Annotated in this window: 19 protein-coding genes; 4 read left to right on the plus strand and 15 right to left on the minus strand. The window is 63.8% G+C overall.

Features of this window, described 5'->3' with window-relative positions; all coding sequences use genetic code 11:
• Window positions 1-49 precede the first annotated feature (49 nt).
• Both fabA and fabB read left to right on the plus strand, forming a co-directional pair.
• Window positions 50-565, plus strand: coding sequence for a 3-hydroxyacyl-[acyl-carrier-protein] dehydratase FabA (gene fabA, locus LF41_RS00470; RefSeq protein ID WP_036164390.1), 516 nt, complete (start codon window positions 50-52; stop codon window positions 563-565).
• Complete coding sequence (gene fabB / locus LF41_RS00475) at window positions 565-1788, plus strand: beta-ketoacyl-ACP synthase I (RefSeq protein ID WP_036164392.1); 1224 nt, start codon at window positions 565-567, stop codon at window positions 1786-1788. Before fabA ends, fabB begins: the two co-directional genes overlap by 1 nt.
• 13 nt (window positions 1789-1801) lie before the next feature.
• Here fabB and LF41_RS00480 read toward each other — a convergent pair whose 3' ends face one another.
• On the minus strand, window positions 1802-2437 hold the full coding sequence (locus LF41_RS00480; RefSeq protein WP_036164393.1) for a response regulator transcription factor: 636 nt from the start codon (window positions 2435-2437) through the stop codon (window positions 1802-1804).
• On the opposite strand from LF41_RS00480, the gene LF41_RS00485 reads away from it, so the two are divergent.
• Window positions 2436-4028, plus strand: coding sequence for an MASE1 domain-containing protein (locus tag LF41_RS00485; protein WP_084073184.1), 1593 nt, complete (start codon window positions 2436-2438; stop codon window positions 4026-4028). The genes LF41_RS00480 and LF41_RS00485 overlap by 2 nt on opposite strands.
• A gap of 19 nt (window positions 4029-4047) precedes the next feature.
• Here the strand turns inward: LF41_RS00485 and galU are convergent, their stop codons facing one another.
• Window positions 4048-4944 (minus strand): UTP--glucose-1-phosphate uridylyltransferase GalU, encoded by an 897-nt coding sequence (galU, locus tag LF41_RS00490; protein ID WP_036164396.1) that lies wholly within the window; start codon window positions 4942-4944, stop codon window positions 4048-4050.
• A gap of 151 nt (window positions 4945-5095) precedes the next feature.
• Here galU and fcl point away from each other — a divergent pair, with 151 nt between their 5' ends.
• A complete protein-coding gene (gene fcl, locus LF41_RS00495) occupies window positions 5096-6040 on the plus strand; it encodes a GDP-L-fucose synthase (RefSeq protein ID WP_036164397.1) in 945 nt (314 codons plus the stop codon).
• Window positions 6041-6099: 59 nt separating this feature from the next.
• Here the strand turns inward: fcl and LF41_RS00500 are convergent, their stop codons facing one another.
• The 13 genes from LF41_RS00500 to LF41_RS00560 form a co-directional block, all read right to left on the minus strand.
• Complete coding sequence (locus tag LF41_RS00500; protein WP_052115996.1) at window positions 6100-6390, minus strand: hypothetical protein; 291 nt, start codon at window positions 6388-6390, stop codon at window positions 6100-6102.
• Window positions 6391-6464: 74 nt separating this feature from the next.
• Window positions 6465-6827, minus strand: a complete 363-nt coding sequence (locus LF41_RS00505; protein WP_036164399.1) for a hypothetical protein — start codon at window positions 6825-6827, stop codon at window positions 6465-6467.
• 4 nt (window positions 6828-6831) lie between these two features.
• A complete protein-coding gene (locus LF41_RS00510; protein WP_036164401.1) occupies window positions 6832-8241 on the minus strand; it encodes a mannose-1-phosphate guanylyltransferase/mannose-6-phosphate isomerase in 1410 nt (469 codons plus the stop codon).
• 3 nt (window positions 8242-8244) lie between these two features.
• A complete protein-coding gene (locus LF41_RS00515) occupies window positions 8245-8982 on the minus strand; it encodes a class I SAM-dependent methyltransferase (RefSeq protein ID WP_052115997.1) in 738 nt (245 codons plus the stop codon).
• Window positions 8979-9503: an acyltransferase gene (locus tag LF41_RS15890; protein ID WP_084073186.1), complete on the minus strand. Its 525-nt coding sequence runs from the start codon at window positions 9501-9503 to the stop codon at window positions 8979-8981. The genes LF41_RS00515 and LF41_RS15890 overlap by 4 nt, the downstream gene beginning before the upstream one ends.
• Window positions 9500-10582: a glycosyltransferase family 4 protein gene (locus LF41_RS00525; RefSeq protein WP_036164403.1), complete on the minus strand. Its 1083-nt coding sequence runs from the start codon at window positions 10580-10582 to the stop codon at window positions 9500-9502. The genes LF41_RS15890 and LF41_RS00525 overlap by 4 nt, the downstream gene beginning before the upstream one ends.
• Window positions 10575-11909, minus strand: a complete 1335-nt coding sequence (locus LF41_RS00530; RefSeq protein WP_036164405.1) for a hypothetical protein — start codon at window positions 11907-11909, stop codon at window positions 10575-10577. The genes LF41_RS00525 and LF41_RS00530 overlap by 8 nt, the downstream gene beginning before the upstream one ends.
• The gene (locus LF41_RS00535; protein WP_036164406.1) at window positions 11902-12936 is read right to left on the minus strand and encodes a polysaccharide pyruvyl transferase family protein; all 1035 of its coding nucleotides are present in this window, start codon (window positions 12934-12936) and stop codon (window positions 11902-11904) included. Before LF41_RS00535 ends, LF41_RS00530 begins: the two co-directional genes overlap by 8 nt.
• On the minus strand, window positions 12936-14192 hold the full coding sequence (locus LF41_RS00540) for a lipopolysaccharide biosynthesis protein (protein ID WP_036164407.1): 1257 nt from the start codon (window positions 14190-14192) through the stop codon (window positions 12936-12938). Before LF41_RS00540 ends, LF41_RS00535 begins: the two co-directional genes overlap by 1 nt.
• A 1-nt stretch (window position 14193) precedes the next feature.
• Complete coding sequence (gene gmd / locus LF41_RS00545) at window positions 14194-15315, minus strand: GDP-mannose 4,6-dehydratase (protein WP_036164408.1); 1122 nt, start codon at window positions 15313-15315, stop codon at window positions 14194-14196.
• Complete coding sequence (locus LF41_RS00550; protein WP_052115999.1) at window positions 15312-16583, minus strand: glycosyltransferase WbuB; 1272 nt, start codon at window positions 16581-16583, stop codon at window positions 15312-15314. Before LF41_RS00550 ends, gmd begins: the two co-directional genes overlap by 4 nt.
• Before the next feature lie 10 nt (window positions 16584-16593).
• Complete coding sequence (locus tag LF41_RS00555) at window positions 16594-18027, minus strand: undecaprenyl-phosphate glucose phosphotransferase (protein ID WP_052116000.1); 1434 nt, start codon at window positions 18025-18027, stop codon at window positions 16594-16596.
• A gap of 4 nt (window positions 18028-18031) precedes the next feature.
• Entirely contained in the window at window positions 18032-19366 is a 1335-nt protein-coding gene (locus LF41_RS00560) for an O-antigen ligase family protein (RefSeq protein ID WP_036164413.1), read from the minus strand.
• Window positions 19367-19385: the final 19 nt, after the last annotated feature.

Raw genomic sequence — 19385 nt, forward strand, 5'->3', positions numbered from 1 at the left:
GGTAGTCATTCCGGTACACAATCGGCGTTTCCTTCCCCCGGACCCCAGCATGTCGCGGCCCGCTTCACTCGATTACCAGCAGTTGCTCGAATGTGCCCGCGGCGAGATGTTCGGCCCGGGCAACGCACGCCTTCCCGCGCCTCCGATGCTGATGTTCGACCGCATCACCCGCATCACCGAGGACGGTGGCGGCTTCGGCAAGGGCCAGTTGGTCGCCGAACTCGACATTCGCCCGGACCTCTGGTTCTTCGCCTGCCACTTCGAAGGCGACCCGGTGATGCCCGGGTGCCTGGGCCTGGACGCGATGTGGCAGCTCGCGGGCTTCTTCCTGCCCTGGCTGGGCGAGCCCGGCCGCGGCCGCGCGCTGGGCGTGGGCGAGGTGAAGTTCACGGGCCAGGTGTTGCCGGAGGCGAAGCTCGTCCGTTACGAGATCGACGTCAAGCGCGTGCTGCGCGGCAAACTGCGCATGGTCATCGCCGACGGCCGCACCTACGTCGACGATCGCCTGATCTACGAAGCAGAAGGCCTGCGCGTGGGCCTGTTCCAGTCGACGGAGGGCTTCTGATGCGTCGCGTCGTCGTTACCGGAATGGGGATCGTGTCGCCACTCGGCAACGATGCCGCCACGGTCTCAGCATCCCTGCGTGAAGGCCGCAGCGGCCTGCGCGCGGCACGCGATCATGCGGACCACGGGCTGCGCAGCCAGGTGGCCGGCGTTTGCGAGATCGACTTCGATGCGGTGATCGACCGCAAGCTCAAGCGTTTCATGGGCGACGCAGCCGCGTATGCCTACGTGTCGATGCAGCAGGCGATCGCCGATGCCGGCTTGAGCGAAGACATGGTGCACGACCTGCGCACCGGCCTGATCGCGGGTTCCGGCGGCGGTTCGCCGCATTGGCAGACCGAAACCAGCGACCTGCTGCGCGAAAAGGGCGTACGTCGCATCGGCCCGTACATGGTGCCGCGCACGATGTGCTCGACGGTGTCGGCCAATCTCGCAACAGCCTTCGGCATCCGCGGCGTGAGCTATTCGCTGTCCGCCGCGTGCGCAACGTCGGCGCACTGCATCGGCGCTGCGGCCGACCTGATCCGTCACGGCGCGCAGGACATCGTGCTCGCCGGCGGCGGCGAGGAACTGCACTGGGCGATGACCTCGCAGTTCGATGCGATGGGTGCGCTGTCGACCAAGTACAACGACACGCCCGAGCGCGCCTCGCGGCCGTACGACATCGATCGCGACGGATTTGTCATCGGTTCCGGTGGCGGCATGCTGGTGCTGGAAGACTACGAACACGCGGTGAAGCGCGGCGCCCGTATCCACGCGGAACTCGTCGGGTATGGCGTCACCTCCGACGGCGCGGACATGGTCGCGCCGAGCGGCGAAGGCGCGGCCCGCTGCATGAAGCAATCGCTGGCGGGCCTGGACGGGCAAGGCGTCGGTCCCGTCGACTACCTCAACACGCATGGCACGTCGACACCCGCGGGCGACATCGTCGAGCTGGAGGCGGTGCGTGCCGCATTCGGCGACGCGCCGATCCCGCCGCTGTCCTCGACCAAGGCACTGACGGGTCACTCGCTCGGCGCGGCCAGCGTCCACGAGGCGATCTACAGCCTGTTGATGCTGCAGGGCGGATTCATGGCCGCCTCGTCGAACATCGAGACGCTCGATCCGCGCGCTGAAGGCTTCCCGGTGTTGCGCGAAATGCGCGAGGCGAAGCTGCAGACCGTGATGTCGAACAGCTTCGGCTTCGGCGGGACGAACGCAACCCTGGTGTTCCGCGCGGTCTGAGCGAGCGCGGACTTCAGCTCACCAAACCGCGCTTCAACGCCAACTCGTGCAACTGGAAATCCGAGCGCAGTTGCAGCTTCTGGTAGATGTTGGCGCGGTGCGCGTAGGCGGTCTTGTTGCTGATGCCGATGGTGGCGGCCACGCGCGCGACGGAATGGCCGCGCGCGAGGAGCAGGAAGACCTGGGCTTCGCGTAGCGTGAGTTCGGGCAGCAAGTGTTCTTGCCCGCCCTGCTCGCCGTCGTTGCCTTGCGTGCGCACGTCGGTGCCGAGGTAGACCTCGCCGGCGCTGACGGCGCGGATGGCGTCGACGAGTTCGTCGGGCGCGGCGCGCTTGGTCACGTAGCCGCGCGCGCCGGCCGACAGCGCGTCCTGCACGAACAACATCCCGTCGTGCATGCTCAGCACCACCACCGCGAGGCCCGGCCGCTGGGCGAGCACGTGGCGTATCAGCACCAGGCCATCGCCGTCGGGCAGCGTCAGGTCCATGACCATCACGTCGCAGGCGCCGCCGAGCATCCAGGCACCCAGCTCGCGCGCGCTCCCGATTTCGGCCGTCACCGTCCAGCCGGGCTCCATTTCCAGCAATTGGCGGAAGCCAGACCTTACGATGGGATGATCGTCGACCAGCGCAATACGAAGGGGTGGCATGCGGACCAAGTCGGAACGTGGGACACGCATTGAAACGCGGCGCGCGGCCCAGCGTCCAGCCCGTTGGCTGCTGCCGGTGGGTTATGTCGTCGCCTATGTTGTCTTGTTCAGCTTGTCGAGCGTGTATTGGTTCCTGCCCGCCGGCATGCGGCTGGCGGCATTGTGGCTGTCGAACCGCCGCGACTGGTGGCTGCTGGCGCTCGCCGACATGACCGCGATCTACGGCGTGGCCACGTACCGCGGCGTCTTCGAGTCGCAGGCAACGCTGCTCGCCGCAGCGGTCATTCCGTGGTGCATCTACGCGCTGGTGGTGCACCGCTTCGCACGCGCCCCCGGCCCGGCGCCGACGCCCGAATCGATGATGCGGTTCCTGCTGTGCGGCATCGGGGCATCGTTTTCGGTGGCCCTCGTGCTGACGACGGTCAACGCCATCGACGACGGCATTCCGGCGCGCCCGGTGACCGCGTTCGTCAATTTCGCGCTCGGCGACTTCATCGGGATCCTGCTGCTTGCGCCCATCATCCGCCTCATCAACGCCCAGTTGCGCGGCGCGCGCGAGCCGTGGTCGAAGATCTTTGCGTACGGGTTGGTGCTCGCACCTGCGGCGCTCGCCGTCGGCCTGTCGATGCTCCCGGTGGAACGCGCCGAAATCTATCCCGTGATCTTCGCGAGCTTCATGTTGTTCTGGATCGCCCACCGCTTCGGCTGGCGTGCGGGCGCGGTCTCGCTGCTGCTGCTTTCGGCATCGGCATACGCTTTCAGCGAAGACGTGTTCCGCCTCTGGCAGCCCGTGCACTTGCAATCGATGCTGGCGGCGGCCGGTTTCGCGACACTCACGCTGGGTATGTCCGCCGATGCGTTGCGCCGGCAGGGCCAGGCGTTGAAGGCGTCGATCGACATGCTCTCCACGCGCACGCGCGCGCTCGCCGACACCGCCAATCGCCTGGTCTCGCAGCAGGAAGAAGAACGCCGCCGCATCGGCGCCGAGTTGCACGACCAACTCGGCCAGGACATGACCGCGATCGCCACGCGCCTGCGCCTGCTCGCGCGCACGACCGATTCCCCCGAAGTCCGCGACGGCCTGCGCTCCATCGACGCGCTCGTCGGCAACGCGCACGAACACCTGCGCGCGACGATCCAGTCCTTGCACCCGTTGGTACTCGAACGATTCGGCCTCTCGCGCGCCCTCGCCGCCGGCCCCATGGCCACGCTCGCGAAGGAGCACGACATCGACTACCAATGCCACATCGACGGCGACGTTGACGTGCTACCGCAGGAAACGGCCGCCGCGATCTACCGCATCTGCCAGGAAGCCGTGACCAACGCCGCGCGCCACGGCTGCGGCGGCCGCCTGCGGATCGACCTGAGCGTGCACCACCACCTCGTCGCCAGCGATGTCACCCTGCGCATCGAAGACGACGCCGGCCCCTTCGACATCCCCATGGGCAACACCGGCCACGGCCTGCAGAACATCTACGACCGCGCGGACGCGATGGGGGCGAACTACGACTTCGACCCCGAGTCGGGGCATCCGCGGCACATGCTGGAGGTGCGAGTGAAGCTGGCGGAGGGCGTGCAGCCGAGGGAGTGAGATGCGCCGTGCGGCGCCGTCAGTGTTCGACGACGCCCAACTCGTCCAACGCCGTGCGCATCGCCGCGGCGGCGCCGTTGCTCAGCACCTCGTGATCGAGTGCGAAACGGATGGTGGCTTCGATCAAACCAAGGTGACTGCCGCAATCGAAGCGCGTGCCTTCGAAACGATAGGCGCGCACGGGTTGCTCCTGCAGCAAGGCGGCGATCGCGTCCGTCAACTGGATCTCGCCGCCCTTCCCCGGCTGCGTGCGTTCCAGCAGGTCGAAGATGCGCCCGTCGAGGACGTAGCGTCCGACGACGCCGAGCGTGCTCGGCGCATCGGCCGGCGACGGCTTCTCGACCATCGAACGCACCAGGCCGGAACGACCATCGAAGTCCGGCGCATCGACGATGCCGTAGCTGCCCGTCTTCTCCCGCGGCACGTCCTCCACCGCGACGACGCTACCGCCCGAACGCGCGGCGAGATCGGCCATCTGCTTCAGCGCACCGTTGCCACGATTCCAGATCAGATCGTCGGGCAACAACACCGCGAACGGTTCATCGCCCACCACGGGCTTCGCACACAACACCGCGTGGCCCAACCCCAAGGCCTCGGCCTGCGTCACGAACACCGCACGCACATGAGGCGGCAGGACGTTGCGCACGACTTCGAGCTGCGCCTGTTTGCCGGCGCGCTCGAGTTTCTCCTCGAGCTCGTAGGCCTTGTCGAAATAATCAGCCACCGCGTGCTTGTAGCGATTGGTGACGAACACGAGCGTGTCGCAGCCCGCCTCGACCGCCTCGTCGACCGCGTACTGGATCAGCGGCCGATCGACGATGGGCAACATCTCCTTCGGCACCGTCTTGGTGGCGGGGAGGAAACGCGTGCCGAGGCCGGCGACGGGGAAGACGGCTTTGCGGATGCGACGGGACACTGCAGGACCTGCAAATCGATGTGAGGGCGCCACCCTATCGGCCCCGCGCCGCCGCGCCATGAGAACTTTTCGCGCTTCCGAAACGCCCCGCCCGGCGGGAAGTGGCGCGACGCGCCGGTATCATGCGCCCTCGTTTCCGAAATCCGCCTCCATGCACGCTCAAGACCGCATTTTCGTCGCCGGCCACCGCGGCCTCGTCGGCAGCGCCATCGTGCGCCGCCTCCAGGCCGAAGGCTTCAGCCAACTGCTCCTTGCCGGCCGCGACCGCGTGGACCTGCGCGATCGCGACGCAGTCGAAGCGTTCTTCGCCGCCGAGAAGCCCGACGTCGTGTTCCTCGCGGCCGCGAAGGTCGGCGGCATCCACGCCAATAACGCGTACCCGGCCGAATTCCTGCTCGAGAACCTGCAGATCCAGGACAACGTCATTGACGCCGCCTACCGCCATGGCGCGAAGAAGCTGGTGTTCCTCGGCTCGTCCTGCATCTACCCGAAGCTCGCGCCGCAGCCGATCCGCGAGGAATACCTGCTGACGGGCGCCCTGGAGCCCACCAACGAGTGGTACGCGATCGCGAAGATCGCCGGCATCAAGCTGTGCCAGGCCTACCGTCGCCAGTACGGCTTCAATGCGATCAGCCTCATGCCGACGAACCTCTACGGCCCGGGCGACAACTTCGACCTGCAGAACTCGCACGTTCTTCCCGCGCTGATCCGCAAGTTCCATGAAGCCAAGCAACGTGGCGACGCCGAAGTCGTCATGTGGGGCACCGGCACCCCGCGCCGCGAGTTCCTGCACGTCGACGACCTCGCCGACGCGGTGGTGCACCTCGCGAAGACCTACGAAGGCGAGGACATCGTCAACATCGGCGTCGGCGATGACATCGCGATCCGCGAGCTCGCCGAACTGGTGAAGGACATCACCGGCTACGCAGGCACGATCGTCAACGACACCAGCAAGCCTGACGGCACGCCGCGCAAGCTGCTCGACGTCGGCCGCCTCGAAGGGCTTGGATGGAAGGCGAAGATCCCCTTGCGCGACGGGATCGAGGCGACGTATGGCTGGTTCCTGGAACACCAATCCTCGCTCCGCGAAGTCTGATGGATGACCAACAAAAAGCCCGCTGACGCGGGCTTTTTTTGCGAACGCAGGCACTTCGCTTATGAAGTGGCCTTTTGCGCTTCGCCCGGAACCTTGCACCGAACGACCATTGTCTGATTTGCTGCGGACCAGAAACCCGCCGGCTTGTTGTTCTGGTCGAAGATTTCGTAACCGGCACTGCCGCACAACTCGCCGGCCTTCTTGTAGCACTGCCCCACGTCGTTCATGGCCGAGCAGTTGATCGTGAACCCCTGCTGGCCGGTCGGCGTGATCACCGGCGTCGCAGTTACGCATCCCCCGAGCGATACCGCCACGACGAGCGCGGCGACGATTCCTGCAACCTTCAACATCGTTCCCCCCTGAAGAACGGCTCACCAGTGCATACGATGCCGTTTCGAGACGGTCTTGTGGCCGAGAATTCTTCCTAGCGTCGCGCGCCTCTACGCGCCCGACGAATTCTTGCGAAGCAACCGCGCGACACCCAACCAAGCAGAAGGCCGATGACATTCCAGACGGCGTCGATCCATTCGATGCCGATGTAATCGCCACGGATCCACTGCAGCCACTCCAGGCCGACCGCCAATGCAATGAGCGGCACGAAGAGCACAAAGCGCGCACTGATCGTACGTGCGTACCAAAAACCGACAACGGCGAACAACGCACAATGCGCCAGCGCATCGAGCGCGGGCGCATTGCCGGCCGAAGGATGTCGCGGCTGGCAGTAGATCCACGAGAGCGCCGCGAGGCACGTGATGCCCAGCGCCCTCGCCCACCGCTGGCGGATCACCCGATCACCCTCGCCCGTAGGCATCCTCGAAGCGCACGATGTCATCTTCGCCGAGATAGCTGCCGGACTGAACTTCGATCAATTCAAGCGGCATGCGGCCCGGGTTTTCCAGGCGATGCTTCACTCCCAGCGGAATGTAGGTGCTCTGGTTTTCCGAGAGGATCAGCGTTTCGTCGCCGCGCGTGATGCGGCCGGTGCCGCTGACGACGATCCAATGTTCGGCGCGGTGATGGTGCATCTGCAGGCTCAACTGCGCGCCCGGCTTCACCGTGATGCGTTTGACCTGGAACCGCTCGCCGAGATCGATGGAATCGTAGCTGCCCCACGGGCGATACACCTTGCGGTGCCAGGTGGGTTCCGGACGGCCCTGCGCCTTGAGCGACGAGACGATCGACTTGACGTCCTGCACGTGGTCCTTGTGCGCGACAAGCACTGCGTCCGCCGTATCGACGACGACCACATCCTGCAAACCCAGCAACGCGACCAGGCGACCATCGCCCCATGCCAGCGTGTCGCGGCAATTGCGCGCGATCACGTCGCCGTGGTGCGCGTTGCCGTTGCCATCCTGCTCCGCGATGTCCCACAGCGCCGACCAACTGCCGACGTCGTTCCAACCCACCGAGATCGGCAGCACCGACGCCAGCGCCGTCTTCTCCATCACCGCATAGTCGATGGAATCCGACGGGCACTCGGAGAACGACACCTGGTCCAGGCGCACGAAGTCCGCATCGACCGCAGCCTTCGCCAACGCCGCGCGGCATGCGATGAGCATCGCCGGCGACTGCCGCTCGAGTTCCGCGAGATACAGCGACGCACGGAACAGGAACATCCCGCTGTTCCAGAAGTAATCACCCGAGGCCACGTAGCCAGCCGCCGTCGCGGCGTCGGGCTTCTCGACGAACTCGGCGACATCGCGCGCGCCGTCAGCCGCCGTATCGTCCGACTTCGCGCGGATGTACCCGTAACCCGTCTCCGGACCCGAGGGCACGATGCCGAACGTCACCAAACGGCCCTTCCGCGCAGCCGACTCGGCGCGCAGTACCGCCGTGCGGAACGCGGTGGCATCCGCGATGACATGGTCCGACGGCAACACGAGCAACAACGGATCGTCGCCGCCCGCCATCGCCTGCAACGCTGCGACCGCGATCGCCGGCGCCGTGTTGCGTCCGAGCGGCTCGAGCACGATCGCCGACGGCGTGCAGCCCGCCTCGCGTAACTGCTCGGCGACCATGAAGCGATGCGCTTCGTTGGCGACGACGATCGGCGCGGAGGTTGTCAATGGCGCGACGCGATGCCAGGTGGCCTGCAGCATCGTGTCCTTGCCGGCGAGCGGAAGGAATTGCTTGGGATAGGCCTCGCGGGACAACGGCCAAAGGCGGCTGCCGGAGCCGCCGGAGAGGATGATGGGGATCATGGCTTACGCAGCGCCTTGGACCACAGGCTTCTGGAGGAGGACCTGCGAAAAGGCCGTCAATTGCGGCACCGGGAAGCGCAGCATCAGCGCTCTGAACAATTTGGAAACCGCCGAACCAAATGGAATTCGGCGGTAATACGCCTCGGCGCCAAAGAGGCCCTTGTAACGTACGACCTGGAAGCCCACCGAATGCAGTCGATTGATTTGCCTGCGCGAGGGTCCGAAGCACCAGCTATACAATGCGGGGAACTTGCCTTGCTTGACCTTGTCACGCGGCGCCAAACGAGAGAGCGCTGCCGCCGTAAGGGCCTCTGGAAAAATTCGATTCACGACGAATGGAAGGGCGAACAACGTCGGAAAGTAATGGAATGCGTATCCACCGGGCGAAAGCATGCGCAATACATTCCGATGGAAGTGCTCTCCAGAAGGCACGTGCTCCGCCAACATCTTCGTAAAGATGAAATCAAAGGCGGATGACGGCAGCGAAGTGCCGTCGCAAATGTCCGCCCTCACCTTTGCGTACCCCTCGGGAGCCTTGTCCAGCTCCTCCTGAGAGATATCCAGGACGGTATAGGTGATGCCTCGCGCGACAATGAATTCCAGCGGCAACGCCGGATTTGCTCCGCCGCCGACTTCGCAAATATTCTTCACACCAAGTCGTTCTACCAGCTCAAGCAGCTCGGTGTGGTAGTTGTTCCAAGCGCCGTGCCCGGTTCCGTATGTGATCTGAGCGTCGCTCATGCTTCCAACTCCGATTCAATAGACTTATATCTTTGCTTCACGACCCGAGCGGGAACGCCAGCCACCACCATCCCCTGCTCTACGTTTGAAATCACGACCGCCCCGGCCGCCACCATTGCACCTCGCCCCAGAGTGACGTTTCCAACAATCGTCGCCCCGAAGCCGATGAAATTGTTTCCTTCAAGAACGATCTTCGACGGGGGCAGTCTGCCGCTGAAATACGCGGATGGCCCGTACAGGTCGTGATCATTCCCAACAAAGCTCACATTGGATGAAAGCAGGCACTCGTCACCGATGACGAAATCCGTCTGCGCAACAAAGTTGGCGCCGACTGAAACGTTTGTCCCGATGCGCGCAAACGTCGGGATGTATAGGGAAGCTCCCCGAGCGATGTATGCGTTCTCTCCTGCTTCGAGGCGACCATTGGCTCGAATCCGAAGCGAAGCCATACGAATGCGACGAACAACGCGGCGAATGGCCGTCAGAAGGAAGCCCAGTGGCTTGTCGGGAGAGGCGCTCATGCGTTCACTGCCTCCACGAACCCGGCAACCATCCTTTCGACGGAATACCTGTTTTTGCAATCGGCTGCTATTGCGGCTGCGCGATCGTCGTGCTGCCCCGCACGCCCGTACCAGGACTCCATCTCACCACACAAGCTCGCAGGAGCGTCCGTCTCGAAGAAGCTCGCATTGACGCCGTCCACAACGCATTCGATCTCCGGCGAGTGAGGCTCGTTACGGGAAATGATCATCGGAACCCCCAAGGAGAAGCTCTGCGTCACAGACAATCCGACGTAACCAGGGGAAACCGACGCCACGCATGTGTCATAGATGGCACGAAGATCGTTCAACTCCGCGATGTGACCGTGGAAGGTGACGCCTGGAATCGAGTGATCCCGAACAACGCCTTGGAGCATTGCGTATTGATCGCCGGTGCCGACAATGTGCAACTGCGACTCGGGATGGACGGCGACGAACAGCCGAAACGCGTGCAAGAGAATGTCAACCTTCTTACTTGCGACGAGCCGGCCAACGTAGATGAAATCGGTGGGTGCGACCCGCCCGCGGCACGGGACCATCTCCTCGCTCCTGTAAAGCGCGTTTGGTGCAACAAAGCAGCCCGTCAAGCGGTTGGGATAACGCAATAACAGCTCACTCTTCTGACTTTCGGTGTAGAGGATGAGACCCGACGACAAGGCGCGCATCAGCCCGCGAATGCAATCAGAACGGGCCTGTGCACCTGCGCGCGGCCAAGCATGCCCCCAGAGCAGCGTACGCTTTCCCAGTAAGCGTCGAAGAAGGAGCATGACCCATGTGGACAAGATTCGCGGGTTCAGCTCTCCAACGACGACGTCCGCCATAGCGATCCGGCGCCAAGAAAGCCCTTGCCACACGACTTTTCGTGCGAACCTGTATTGATTCTTCACGAGATCGACGTAGCGCTGCCGACGCACATAGGAACTGGTTTTTGTCGACTGTTCGAAGTACTGCTCACCCACTTGAACTTCTAGGCCGGGCAGGCGCTCGCTGAGCAGTTCGATGAACTTGTCCCGGTAGTCCGCAATCGAAAGCTGTGTAAGGACGACGCGACGACTAACCATGATTCATCGCCTCTCGGTTCCTGGCCGGCTTGGCTACGAACTTGTTCCAGCCCCAGTACAGAAGCGGGAGCGATAGCGCCCCACCGGAAAGCATCGCCGTATGCATTTCGCGTGTCGTCAGGAAGAATGCGTTCAAGAATAGATGGATGGCCAATGAGAGCGACAGGACGGTTGTCGCGTAAGTCCGTTGGACAGCTCCATTGATCGCGATGATCAGCACCACAACGATCGAAGCGATCGGCACTCCTGCCAGCCCGACCGTGGCGATTGCGGTGCCAAGAAACCCAACCTGCATCGTGGTCAACTGCTTCCCGACATACATCTCCGGAATCAGAGTGTTTGAATTTACACACTGATCTGACCAGATCTCGCACAGCTTGCTGACGGCGGAGACACCCACCGGGCCATTGCCAAAATGGAAGTAGTCAATCCATAGACGCAAAGCGTCGCTACTCGCAAAAAACACCCGATAAATCAGCGTCTCGCGAAGCTGAACGACATCAACCAGACCCTCGTTGAGGCCGGCTTGATACTGGAATCGGTAGAGGAAGAAGACTGCCCCCGCAAAGACAACTGTCAATGCGAGCAGCAGCGGCGCGGATCTAGCGGTGCTGGATAGGTTCACGCGAGGCATCCTGCCCCTTCGAATCACGAACCAAAGCGCGCAAAAGAAGGCCGCGAAATACAGGTAATAGAACTTGTTCAGCTGAATGGAGACGACAAGAAGAAGGGCTGTGGCCCACAGCATTGGCACGATGGCCAGCTGAAGCTTCCTAACGGTGAGAGCGCGAATGGTCAGAATGCCGAACAAAAACGGTACCGCGGTAAAGCGAACAAGATTCGCGAACCCGAACCACGCCGTATCTGCGTACAAGGACCGGCGAATCTCCGAGTATGAAAATGAGGAGGCTCCAAAAAACAACCGCATGTGCTCGAATGTGATGGAAAGACCAGGCTGCAGGACAAGCGAAATTGCAACGAGTGACGCCGACGCGATGTATGCCGCCCGCATTTCCGAACGCGTTATCGAGCCCAGGCTGAGAACGTCTTTGACCGCAGGCGCCAGCTTGGTCCGCGGGATTGAAATGGCACAAAGCGCGAAGACGAGATAGAACGCGGAAAGAACAATGTTGTACGCATCTCCGACGTGCGGACTGGCAGCGGCAAGCGAGTACCGAAGAGGAGCACTTACCCACGCCGTGTGAGGACCGAATTGCACCGTCATAAAGACGAAGAGGCCGAGCATGCTGCCCGTAGAAGTGCCGCTCCCACGGAGCACTGCGAAGGCAAAAAAGAGATAGCACGCGGTAAAGATCAGCTCAGTCATGAAGCGCCTCCGCAAGCACGCCTGACAGGGCCGCCTTGCTCTTCAAGAGCGCTGCGCGTATTGCGGCGATCCCCTGCAGCTCAGGAGGCCAGAAGATGGCGCCTCGCTCGTCGTAGGTTGCCACGTTATAGATGCCCAGTTGGGCCAGGCAGCCACTTACCTTCTGATCTCGCTTCGGATCGATTAGCGCCACGGGAATGGCACCATTGAGAGCACCCATCAGCAGAACGTGCAGCCGATCCGAGACAACCCAATTGGAGCCCAAGTAGGTCTCCTTGATCTTCATCAGTGAGGTCTCACTGCCGTCGTATGCCACGAACTCGGCCCCAGCCGAATCGGCAAGAAGTGCGTTGTGCGCGTGGTCGAACCAAACTTGCGAGGCAACCTTGACCCGGGAACTCACGCCGAGGTAGCGGCGTGTCTCCTCCAGAACACCAAGATCGACAGGTCTACGATCGCCGCGGAAACTGAAGGTCAATTCCGTCTTTGCAGAATCGTCTATCGCGGCCGTTGGCGTGGAATACGGGGAATGCACATCGAAGAAGTGCACTGCCAAGTCTGGACAGAGTGTCGTACGCGCGCCGAGATTCAAGAGAGTTTCGTTCGATTCGGCGTCCCGTATCAGCAGCGTTCGTGGCGCCAAGGCTCGTGCCTTGTCGATCCATCGATAGCGCCTGCGTGAAAGCGCGTGGGACGAGGGCAGACGAACCACGTGAAAGCCGAGCGCTTTGAGCGCGAAGAGGTACAGGGTGTGAACCGCCCAAAGCAGCGCTGCGCGCGCGCTCCGAATCCCGGGATATCCACCGGGCTTGAGCACGACGATCTTGGAGGCACCCACAAGCGATGGCAGCGACCTTCCGGTTACCGAGACGTTCTTCAACCCTGCCAGAAGCCGATCCCTATACCAGTCGGGAACTTTTGACGAACTGCCAACCACGGCGCCCGTTTCAAGCATCAGCTCAAGGGCGGCTCTGTTGATCATCAGGTCTCCCAAGTTCTCGTACTGGGTTCGCAAGGACATGAACATCAGGCGGTCGCCCTGGAACCGGCCCGCCGTGGCAGCCGGTACGCGACAACAAGACCAAACATTTGGAAACACATGGCGGAGGCGGCCCCTACTGCCGCACCTACCGAACCACTGGTCGTGGCACCGATCGCAACGAGTGCCACGTAGACAGGCGTACACATGACCGTGAGCCGGGCAGCTGTCGTCGCGCTTCCTTTCGCCTGAATCGCAGCGGTGACGATTGACGCCGAAGAAACAAACGCCAGCGCCGCGATCATGATTTGGGTAGGAACGGCCGCGTCGGCATACCTGGCTCCGAGCACCAAATGAATTGCCATCGGTGCCAGCCATGCGAGCAGCAAGTACGGAACGGCCATCCCCGCTGAGACAATTAGGAGGAGAGTCTGCTCAGACTCCTGGGATAGTTTCGCCCTCGTCAGGTACGGAAGCAGCGCGCTAGAGATCGCCGCCGGCACCATTCTGAGCGGTGTCATCAATCGAGCCGCAAGACTGAAGAACGCAGCGTTGTGCGGACCCAGGATCAATGTGACCAGCGGAGCATCCAGGTTTCGTGATTGAACGAACAACGAATGCAACCAATAGGGGCGACAACTTCTGAATGCCTCGCGAAAACCAGTCGAGATACCGGGCCCACGGCCAATCAGACAGAGCCTGTTGTTGAAGAATGCCAAGGTCATCGCTGCCGCGGTTAGCGCGCTCAACGAGTAGGCAAGTACTGGCTGAAGGTGAAGCCAGACCAGCGCGATGAAGAGCAAGAGGGACAAAGAGCGCCTTGTGGCGACGCACGCCACCCCGATCTTTGCATCGCCATTTGCCAGAGACGCGCTGGCACGAAGTTCGATCGCGCGTTCGACGGGCAACCACACCGCCAAGGGCAGCAACTGGAGATAGATCGGCTCCGAGACGAGGGCTAGCGCGGCCAGGACGAGGGCGCCAACGAATGCTGCGGATAAGGTTCCGAACCGGCTAAGTTGCTCCGCGCCTTTCGCTTCCGGACTTAGGCCTTTATCCGCAATCTCTCTCGCGATGAAGGTGGTGGCACCGACATCGCCCGCCGTCTGGAGGACAACGGCCACGCCAAGCGCGGTCGCCAAGACTCCAAACTCACTGACTCCGGCGCAGCGAGCGAAGACCATCAACGAAAGAGCTTGCATGGCCGCGCCCGTTACTCGACCAAACAGTAACGTCGCAACCTGTAATGCAAACTGTCTTGGCAGGGACTTCCTTGCCCTGATCAGCGACTGGAGGAGCGGCATATCAACGCCGATTCGTTACTGGCGACTCATAGCCGTGACTCGTCAACAACGCGTGTTTCCGAGCGTGCGCCAAGTCCGACGCCATCATTTCCCCCACCATTTCCCTTAGCGTGACTTGAGGCACCCATCCCATATCTACGCCGGCGAGAGTCGGGTCACCCAGTAGAGTTTCAACTTCCGCCGGTCGGAAGTACTTCGGATCGACCCGAAGCACGACATCGCCCCGCTTCACTGCAGGCGCCTTATCCCCATCCACCTTCAGTACGACTGCGCGTTCCTCAACCCCATCGCCTTCGAACGCCAGCGTGATGCCAAGCTCCTTCGCCGCCATGTCGACGAACTGCCGCACGCTGTACTGCACGCCCGTCGCAATCACGTAATCCTTCGCCTGCTCCTGCTGCAACATCATCCACTGCATGCGGACGTAGTCCTTCGCGTGGCCCCAGTCGCGCAGCGCGTCAAGGTTGCCCATGTACAGGCAGTCCTCGAGGCCGACGGCGATGTTCGCCAGGCCGCGCGTGATCTTGCGGGTCACGAACGTTTCGCCACGACGCGGGCTTTCGTGGTTGAACAGGATGCCGTTGCAGGCATACATGCCGTAGGCCTCGCGGTAGTTCACCGTGATCCAGTAGGCATACAACTTGGCCACACCGTAGGGGCTGCGCGGGTAGAACGGCGTCTTCTCGGTCTGCGGCACTTCCTGAACGAGGCCGTAGAGTTCGCTCGTGCTCGCCTGGTAGTAGCGGCACTTGTCGCCAAGCTTGAGGAAGCGCATCGCTTCGAGCAGGCGCAAGGCGCCGAGGCCGTCGACGTCCGCGGTGTACTCGGGCATCTCGAAGCTCACCGCCACGTGGCTCTGCGCACCGAGGTTGTAGATCTCGTCGGGCTGCACTTCCGCGACGATACGCGTGAGGTTGCTCGTGTCCGTTAGGTCGCCGTAGTGCAGGTGGAACTTGCGTTCCTGCTCGTGCGGGTCCTGGTAAAGATGGTCGACGCGCTCGGTGTTGAACGACGAGGCGCGGCGCTTGATGCCGTGGACTTCGTAGCCCTTCTCGAGCAGGAGTTCGGCGAGGTACGAGCCGTCCTGGCCAGTGATGCCGGTGATGAGGGCGCGCTTGGTCATGCGGGAGTCGCTTTGTCAGGAATTGTGTCAAGGAGCAACGCGCGGATGCGCGCGTCGATGCGCGCGAGAATCGCGTCGCGGGCGAGGTCGTGTTCGGCGCGGGCCCGGGCGGCATCGCCAAGGTCGCGTCGCAGATCGGAGTCGGATAGCAGTTCGCGCAGCGCCCCGGTGAACGCGTTCGCGTCGCCGGGCGGCGTGGCGATGCCGCAACCGGCAATCGCGTGCGCCACGCCCGTACCGGGCAACGCGGTCGCGAGCACGACACGTCCGCTCGCAAGCATGCCGGTGAGTTTGGAGGGCATCACCAGGTCGGCCACATCTGCGCGTTGCGGCAACAAGTGGATGTCGGCGAGACCCAGCCAGTCCTGCATGCGTTCGGTCGGCTGCAGACCGAGGAAGCGAACATTGGGGAGACCGGCGCATGCCGCCTCGAGCTCGGCGCGTGCCGGGCCTTCGCCGCCGAAGACAAAGTACAAGTGCGGCTCGTCCGCGAGACGGCGTGCTGTCTTGCCGAGCAGCTCGAGTCCCTGTTTGAGGCCCATGTTGCCGGAGTACAACGCGACGATGGCGCGCTCGGGGATGTCGAGCTCCGCGCGATATGCACTCGGTGCGGTCAGCGGGCGGATCCGCTCGATGTCGGCCCAGTTGGGAAAACTGGCGCGGCGCTCGAGTGCCACGCCCTTGTCCGTCAGGCGTTCGATCATCTTTGGCGAGATGGTCGACACGACGTCGAAGCGGCGCAGCAGCACGCGCTCGACCGCCAGCACCATGCGTCGCAGCGGGCCGGCGTCGACGATGCCCATGTCCATCGCGGCATCGACTTCGAAATCCTGGATGTGCAGCCAACACTTCGCGCCGCCGATGCGCGCGATGGCCCACGCGCCCGGCGCGCTCGCCAGAGTCGGCGCGATATTGATGACGAGGTCGGGGCGCCACGGCAGCGACGCGATGAGCGCCGCGATCGACGACAGGCCGAACGACGCCAGGTGCAGCATGCGCGTGATGCCACGCGGCTTCGCGGGCACCCACGTGGGGCAGCGGATCACGTCGACGCCGTTGCGGCGTTCGCGCCGGAACCACCGCGTGCGGTGCTCCGATGCGACCTTCCATTCCGGGTAGTACGGCGGCGCCGTCACGACGCGAACGTCATGGCCCCGCGCCGCGAGCCACTCACAGAACTCGCTGGTGTACTTGCCCGTACCGATGCACTCGGGGGCGTAGTTGATCCCCGCGACGAGGATGCGGGGTTGGCGCTTGCGGGACTGCACTGCCGATTCCTCAGTACGCGTTCCTGCCGAGAAACCCGCGCACGATCGTCATCGCGACGATCCGCAGGTCCAGCATCAGCGACCAGTTCTGCATGTAATACAGGTCGGCTTCGACACGCCGCTCCATCTTGTCGAGCGTATCGGTCTCTCCGCGCAATCCATTGACCTGCGCCCAGCCGGTGATCCCCGGTTTCACGCGATGCCGCTGCATGTACAGCTGCACCTGGCTCTTGTACTGGTGGTTGTGCTCCACCGCGTGCGGGCGCGGGCCGACGATCGACATCGTGCCTTGCAGCACGTTGAGGAACTGCGGCAGTTCGTCGAGGCTCGTGCGGCGCAGGAAGGCGCCGAGCTTGGTGATGCGGGCGTCGCCCTTCGTCGCCTGCGTCACCTGGCCATGCGCTTCGTGGTGCACGCGCATGCTGCGGAACTTCCACACGCTGATCACTTTGCCGTCGAGGCCGTGGCGGCGCTGGCGGAACAGCACCGGGCCGGGCGAGCTGAGTTTCACGCCGATCGCGATGGCGGCGAGCAGCGGCGCGATCATGAGCACGATCACCGTGGCGAGAACGCGGTCTTCGACCGCCTTCAACAGGCGCGCGTCGCCGTCGAAAGGGCTCGCGCGCAGGTTGATGACGGGCAGCCCGGCGATCTGTTCGACGGAATGATTCAGCAGTTGCAGGCCCAGCAAATCGGGCACGAACTTGATGTCGGCGGTCGAATGCGCGAGCGCGTCGAGGATGCGTGCGATATCGCGCTCCGCGCTCATCGGCAAGGTGATCCAGACCTGGTTGACGTGCTGGCGCTCGATGAATTCGGCCAGGCGCGCGAGGTCGCCCAGTCGCGGCGTATCCGGCAGTTCGCCGCCGAGACCCGGCACGTCGAACCAGCCGAGCACGCGGATGCCCGCGCCCTTCTGCCGATGCAACGCATCCACGATCCGCCGCGCATCTTGCCCCCCGCCCACCATCACTGCCGTGCGCAGGTCCATGCCGAGTTCGCGCACCGCGGCGGCGGCGCGGCGTGCGATGAGGCGCATGGTCGCGCCGCTCGCGATCGTCAGGCCGAACCACAGCAGCCACCACAACCGCGAGAGATTGACGGGCAACTTCAACGCGACGGCGTAAAGGATCGTCAAGCCGAAGATCAGGCCGAATGCGCCAGCCATGCGCGGCAGTTCGGCGAACAGCCCCTGCCCGCGCCAGCTGCGATACATGCGCGAGAGGCTCAACACCGGCAAGGCGAGCAACACCGCCATCGCGACGTGGCGCTGGTAGACCAGAGAGATATCGAAGTGACCGAAGCGCACCCACCACGCCACGACAGCGGCGCCGGCGATCGCCGTCAGATCGGCGAAGCGCAGTCCCCATCCGAGCAACGCACCGTACTTGCCGGGCGTGAGTGTGGTTTGCCGCAGTTCCTGCGGCATCGGTGCGAACAACATGCGGCTACTTCCCCTGCGGAACGCGGCTGACCTGCCGCTCCGCCCCCCCGAGCGAAAGCAGCAGGCCAGCCATGACCGAAACGGCCAGCGTCCGCAGGGGGTAGTCCACCCATGCATGGAGCAAGGGGACTGCGAGCGCGATGGCGATCACGTTTTCCACGCGATCATCCCGCTTGCCCGGGTCCGGTCCTATGGGAAATATTCTCGCGGCCTTCACGACGACTAGTGCCACGAACGCGAGCATCAGCAGCACGCCCGGCACGCCGGCCTCGATGGCGATCTGCAGCGGATCGTTGTGCGCGCGCCCGGCGAACGTCGGCCCCATTTCCGCAACCGGCTCGAACGGCGCGTACACCCACGGGAAGCTGCCCAATCCGCTGCCCCACGGCAGGTAGGCGCGCATCGCTTCCAGCCCATGCCGCACGTACTGCCAGCGCAGGTCGTCGAGCGGATCCTGCGCGAGCCGTTGCATGAGGCCGTCCCACGCGTAGTGGCCGATCGCCAGCGTGGTGACTCCAACCAGCATGACCGGCGCCATCCAGGCGCGCCTGGCGCCGCCGCGGGGCCACCACAACCACAGGGTCGCGACGAGGAACGCGCACGACGCGAGCGCGAAGCCCGCGCGTGAGTAAGACAACGCCGCCGCCAGCCACAACACGAACGCCGCGGCGAGCGACACCGCGAACAGTGGCCGCTCCCCCTGCCGCTGCGCGCGTGCGGCGAACGCGAGCGCGATCGGCGCGAGCATCGCCATCAGCGCGGCGAAGTGGTTTCGGTTGGCGAACGGCCCGATCGCGCCGAGGTCGTGGTGGAAGCGATGGAAACGGATCGCATGCGTGCCTGCCGCCGCCTGCGCGAAACCGAAGAATGCGAGCGCGACCCCCACCGCCACGGCGATCTGCAGCAGTCGGCGCTGCGCGGTCGCATCGAGCGTCCTGCACAACATCCACGTGGCCGCGAAGGTCATGAACGCAAGCGCGGCACGCACCGTGGCCCACACGTCGAGCGTCATCGGACGCCATGCCTGGCCCACACCAGCGTGCGCGAGATCCGCCGCGACACCCGCGCGTTGCGGCAGCGAGGCGAAAAGGTGCGGCGGCAAGGGCGCCAGTTGCGCAATCACCAGTGCGAGCACGGCGATGCACCAGCCGATGAACCAGCGATCCCATCGCGACGCATCGCTCCAGCGGAAACGCACGATGGCGAGCGCGAGGCAAGGCACCATCGTCGCGTGCACGAGCGCGTCGCCCGTGCCGCGCGGCCCGCCGCCGAACAGCATCGCCACCACGACCGTCAACGCGGCGATGGCGAATGCGAACTGATCCTGGCGCGACGACATTTGCGGAATGGCCCTGCGA

This window comes from Lysobacter dokdonensis DS-58, assembly GCF_000770795.1.
Lineage (GTDB): Bacteria > Pseudomonadota > Gammaproteobacteria > Xanthomonadales > Xanthomonadaceae > Noviluteimonas > Noviluteimonas dokdonensis.

What these genes read in the sequence shown, in the direction of transcription:
- LF41_RS00510 (WP_036164401.1), bottom strand. Translation starts at nt 8,241, where the DNA reads ATGATCCCCATCATCCTCTCCGGCGGCTCCGGCAGCCGCCTTTGGCCG.
- LF41_RS00540 (WP_036164407.1), bottom strand. Translation starts at nt 14,192, where the DNA reads ATGCCGCTCCTCCAGTCGCTGATCAGGGCAAGGAAGTCCCTGCCAAGA.
- fcl (WP_036164397.1), top strand. Translation starts at nt 5,096, where the DNA reads ATGCACGCTCAAGACCGCATTTTCGTCGCCGGCCACCGCGGCCTCGTC.
- LF41_RS00515 (WP_052115997.1), bottom strand. Translation starts at nt 8,982, where the DNA reads ATGAGCGACGCTCAGATCACATACGGAACCGGGCACGGCGCTTGGAAC.
- LF41_RS00535 (WP_036164406.1), bottom strand. Translation starts at nt 12,936, where the DNA reads ATGTTCATGTCCTTGCGAACCCAGTACGAGAACTTGGGAGACCTGATG.
- LF41_RS00530 (WP_036164405.1), bottom strand. Translation starts at nt 11,909, where the DNA reads ATGACTGAGCTGATCTTTACCGCGTGCTATCTCTTTTTTGCCTTCGCA.
- LF41_RS00500 (WP_052115996.1), bottom strand. Translation starts at nt 6,390, where the DNA reads ATGTTGAAGGTTGCAGGAATCGTCGCCGCGCTCGTCGTGGCGGTATCG.
- fabA (WP_036164390.1), top strand. Translation starts at nt 50, where the DNA reads ATGTCGCGGCCCGCTTCACTCGATTACCAGCAGTTGCTCGAATGTGCC.
- fabB (WP_036164392.1), top strand. Translation starts at nt 565, where the DNA reads ATGCGTCGCGTCGTCGTTACCGGAATGGGGATCGTGTCGCCACTCGGC.
- LF41_RS00525 (WP_036164403.1), bottom strand. Translation starts at nt 10,582, where the DNA reads ATGGTTAGTCGTCGCGTCGTCCTTACACAGCTTTCGATTGCGGACTAC.
- LF41_RS00560 (WP_036164413.1), bottom strand. Translation starts at nt 19,366, where the DNA reads ATGTCGTCGCGCCAGGATCAGTTCGCATTCGCCATCGCCGCGTTGACG.
- LF41_RS00555 (WP_052116000.1), bottom strand. Translation starts at nt 18,027, where the DNA reads ATGTTGTTCGCACCGATGCCGCAGGAACTGCGGCAAACCACACTCACG.
- LF41_RS15890 (WP_084073186.1), bottom strand. Translation starts at nt 9,503, where the DNA reads ATGAGCGCCTCTCCCGACAAGCCACTGGGCTTCCTTCTGACGGCCATT.
- LF41_RS00485 (WP_084073184.1), top strand. Translation starts at nt 2,436, where the DNA reads ATGCGGACCAAGTCGGAACGTGGGACACGCATTGAAACGCGGCGCGCG.
- LF41_RS00480 (WP_036164393.1), bottom strand. Translation starts at nt 2,437, where the DNA reads ATGCCACCCCTTCGTATTGCGCTGGTCGACGATCATCCCATCGTAAGG.
- gmd (WP_036164408.1), bottom strand. Translation starts at nt 15,315, where the DNA reads ATGACCAAGCGCGCCCTCATCACCGGCATCACTGGCCAGGACGGCTCG.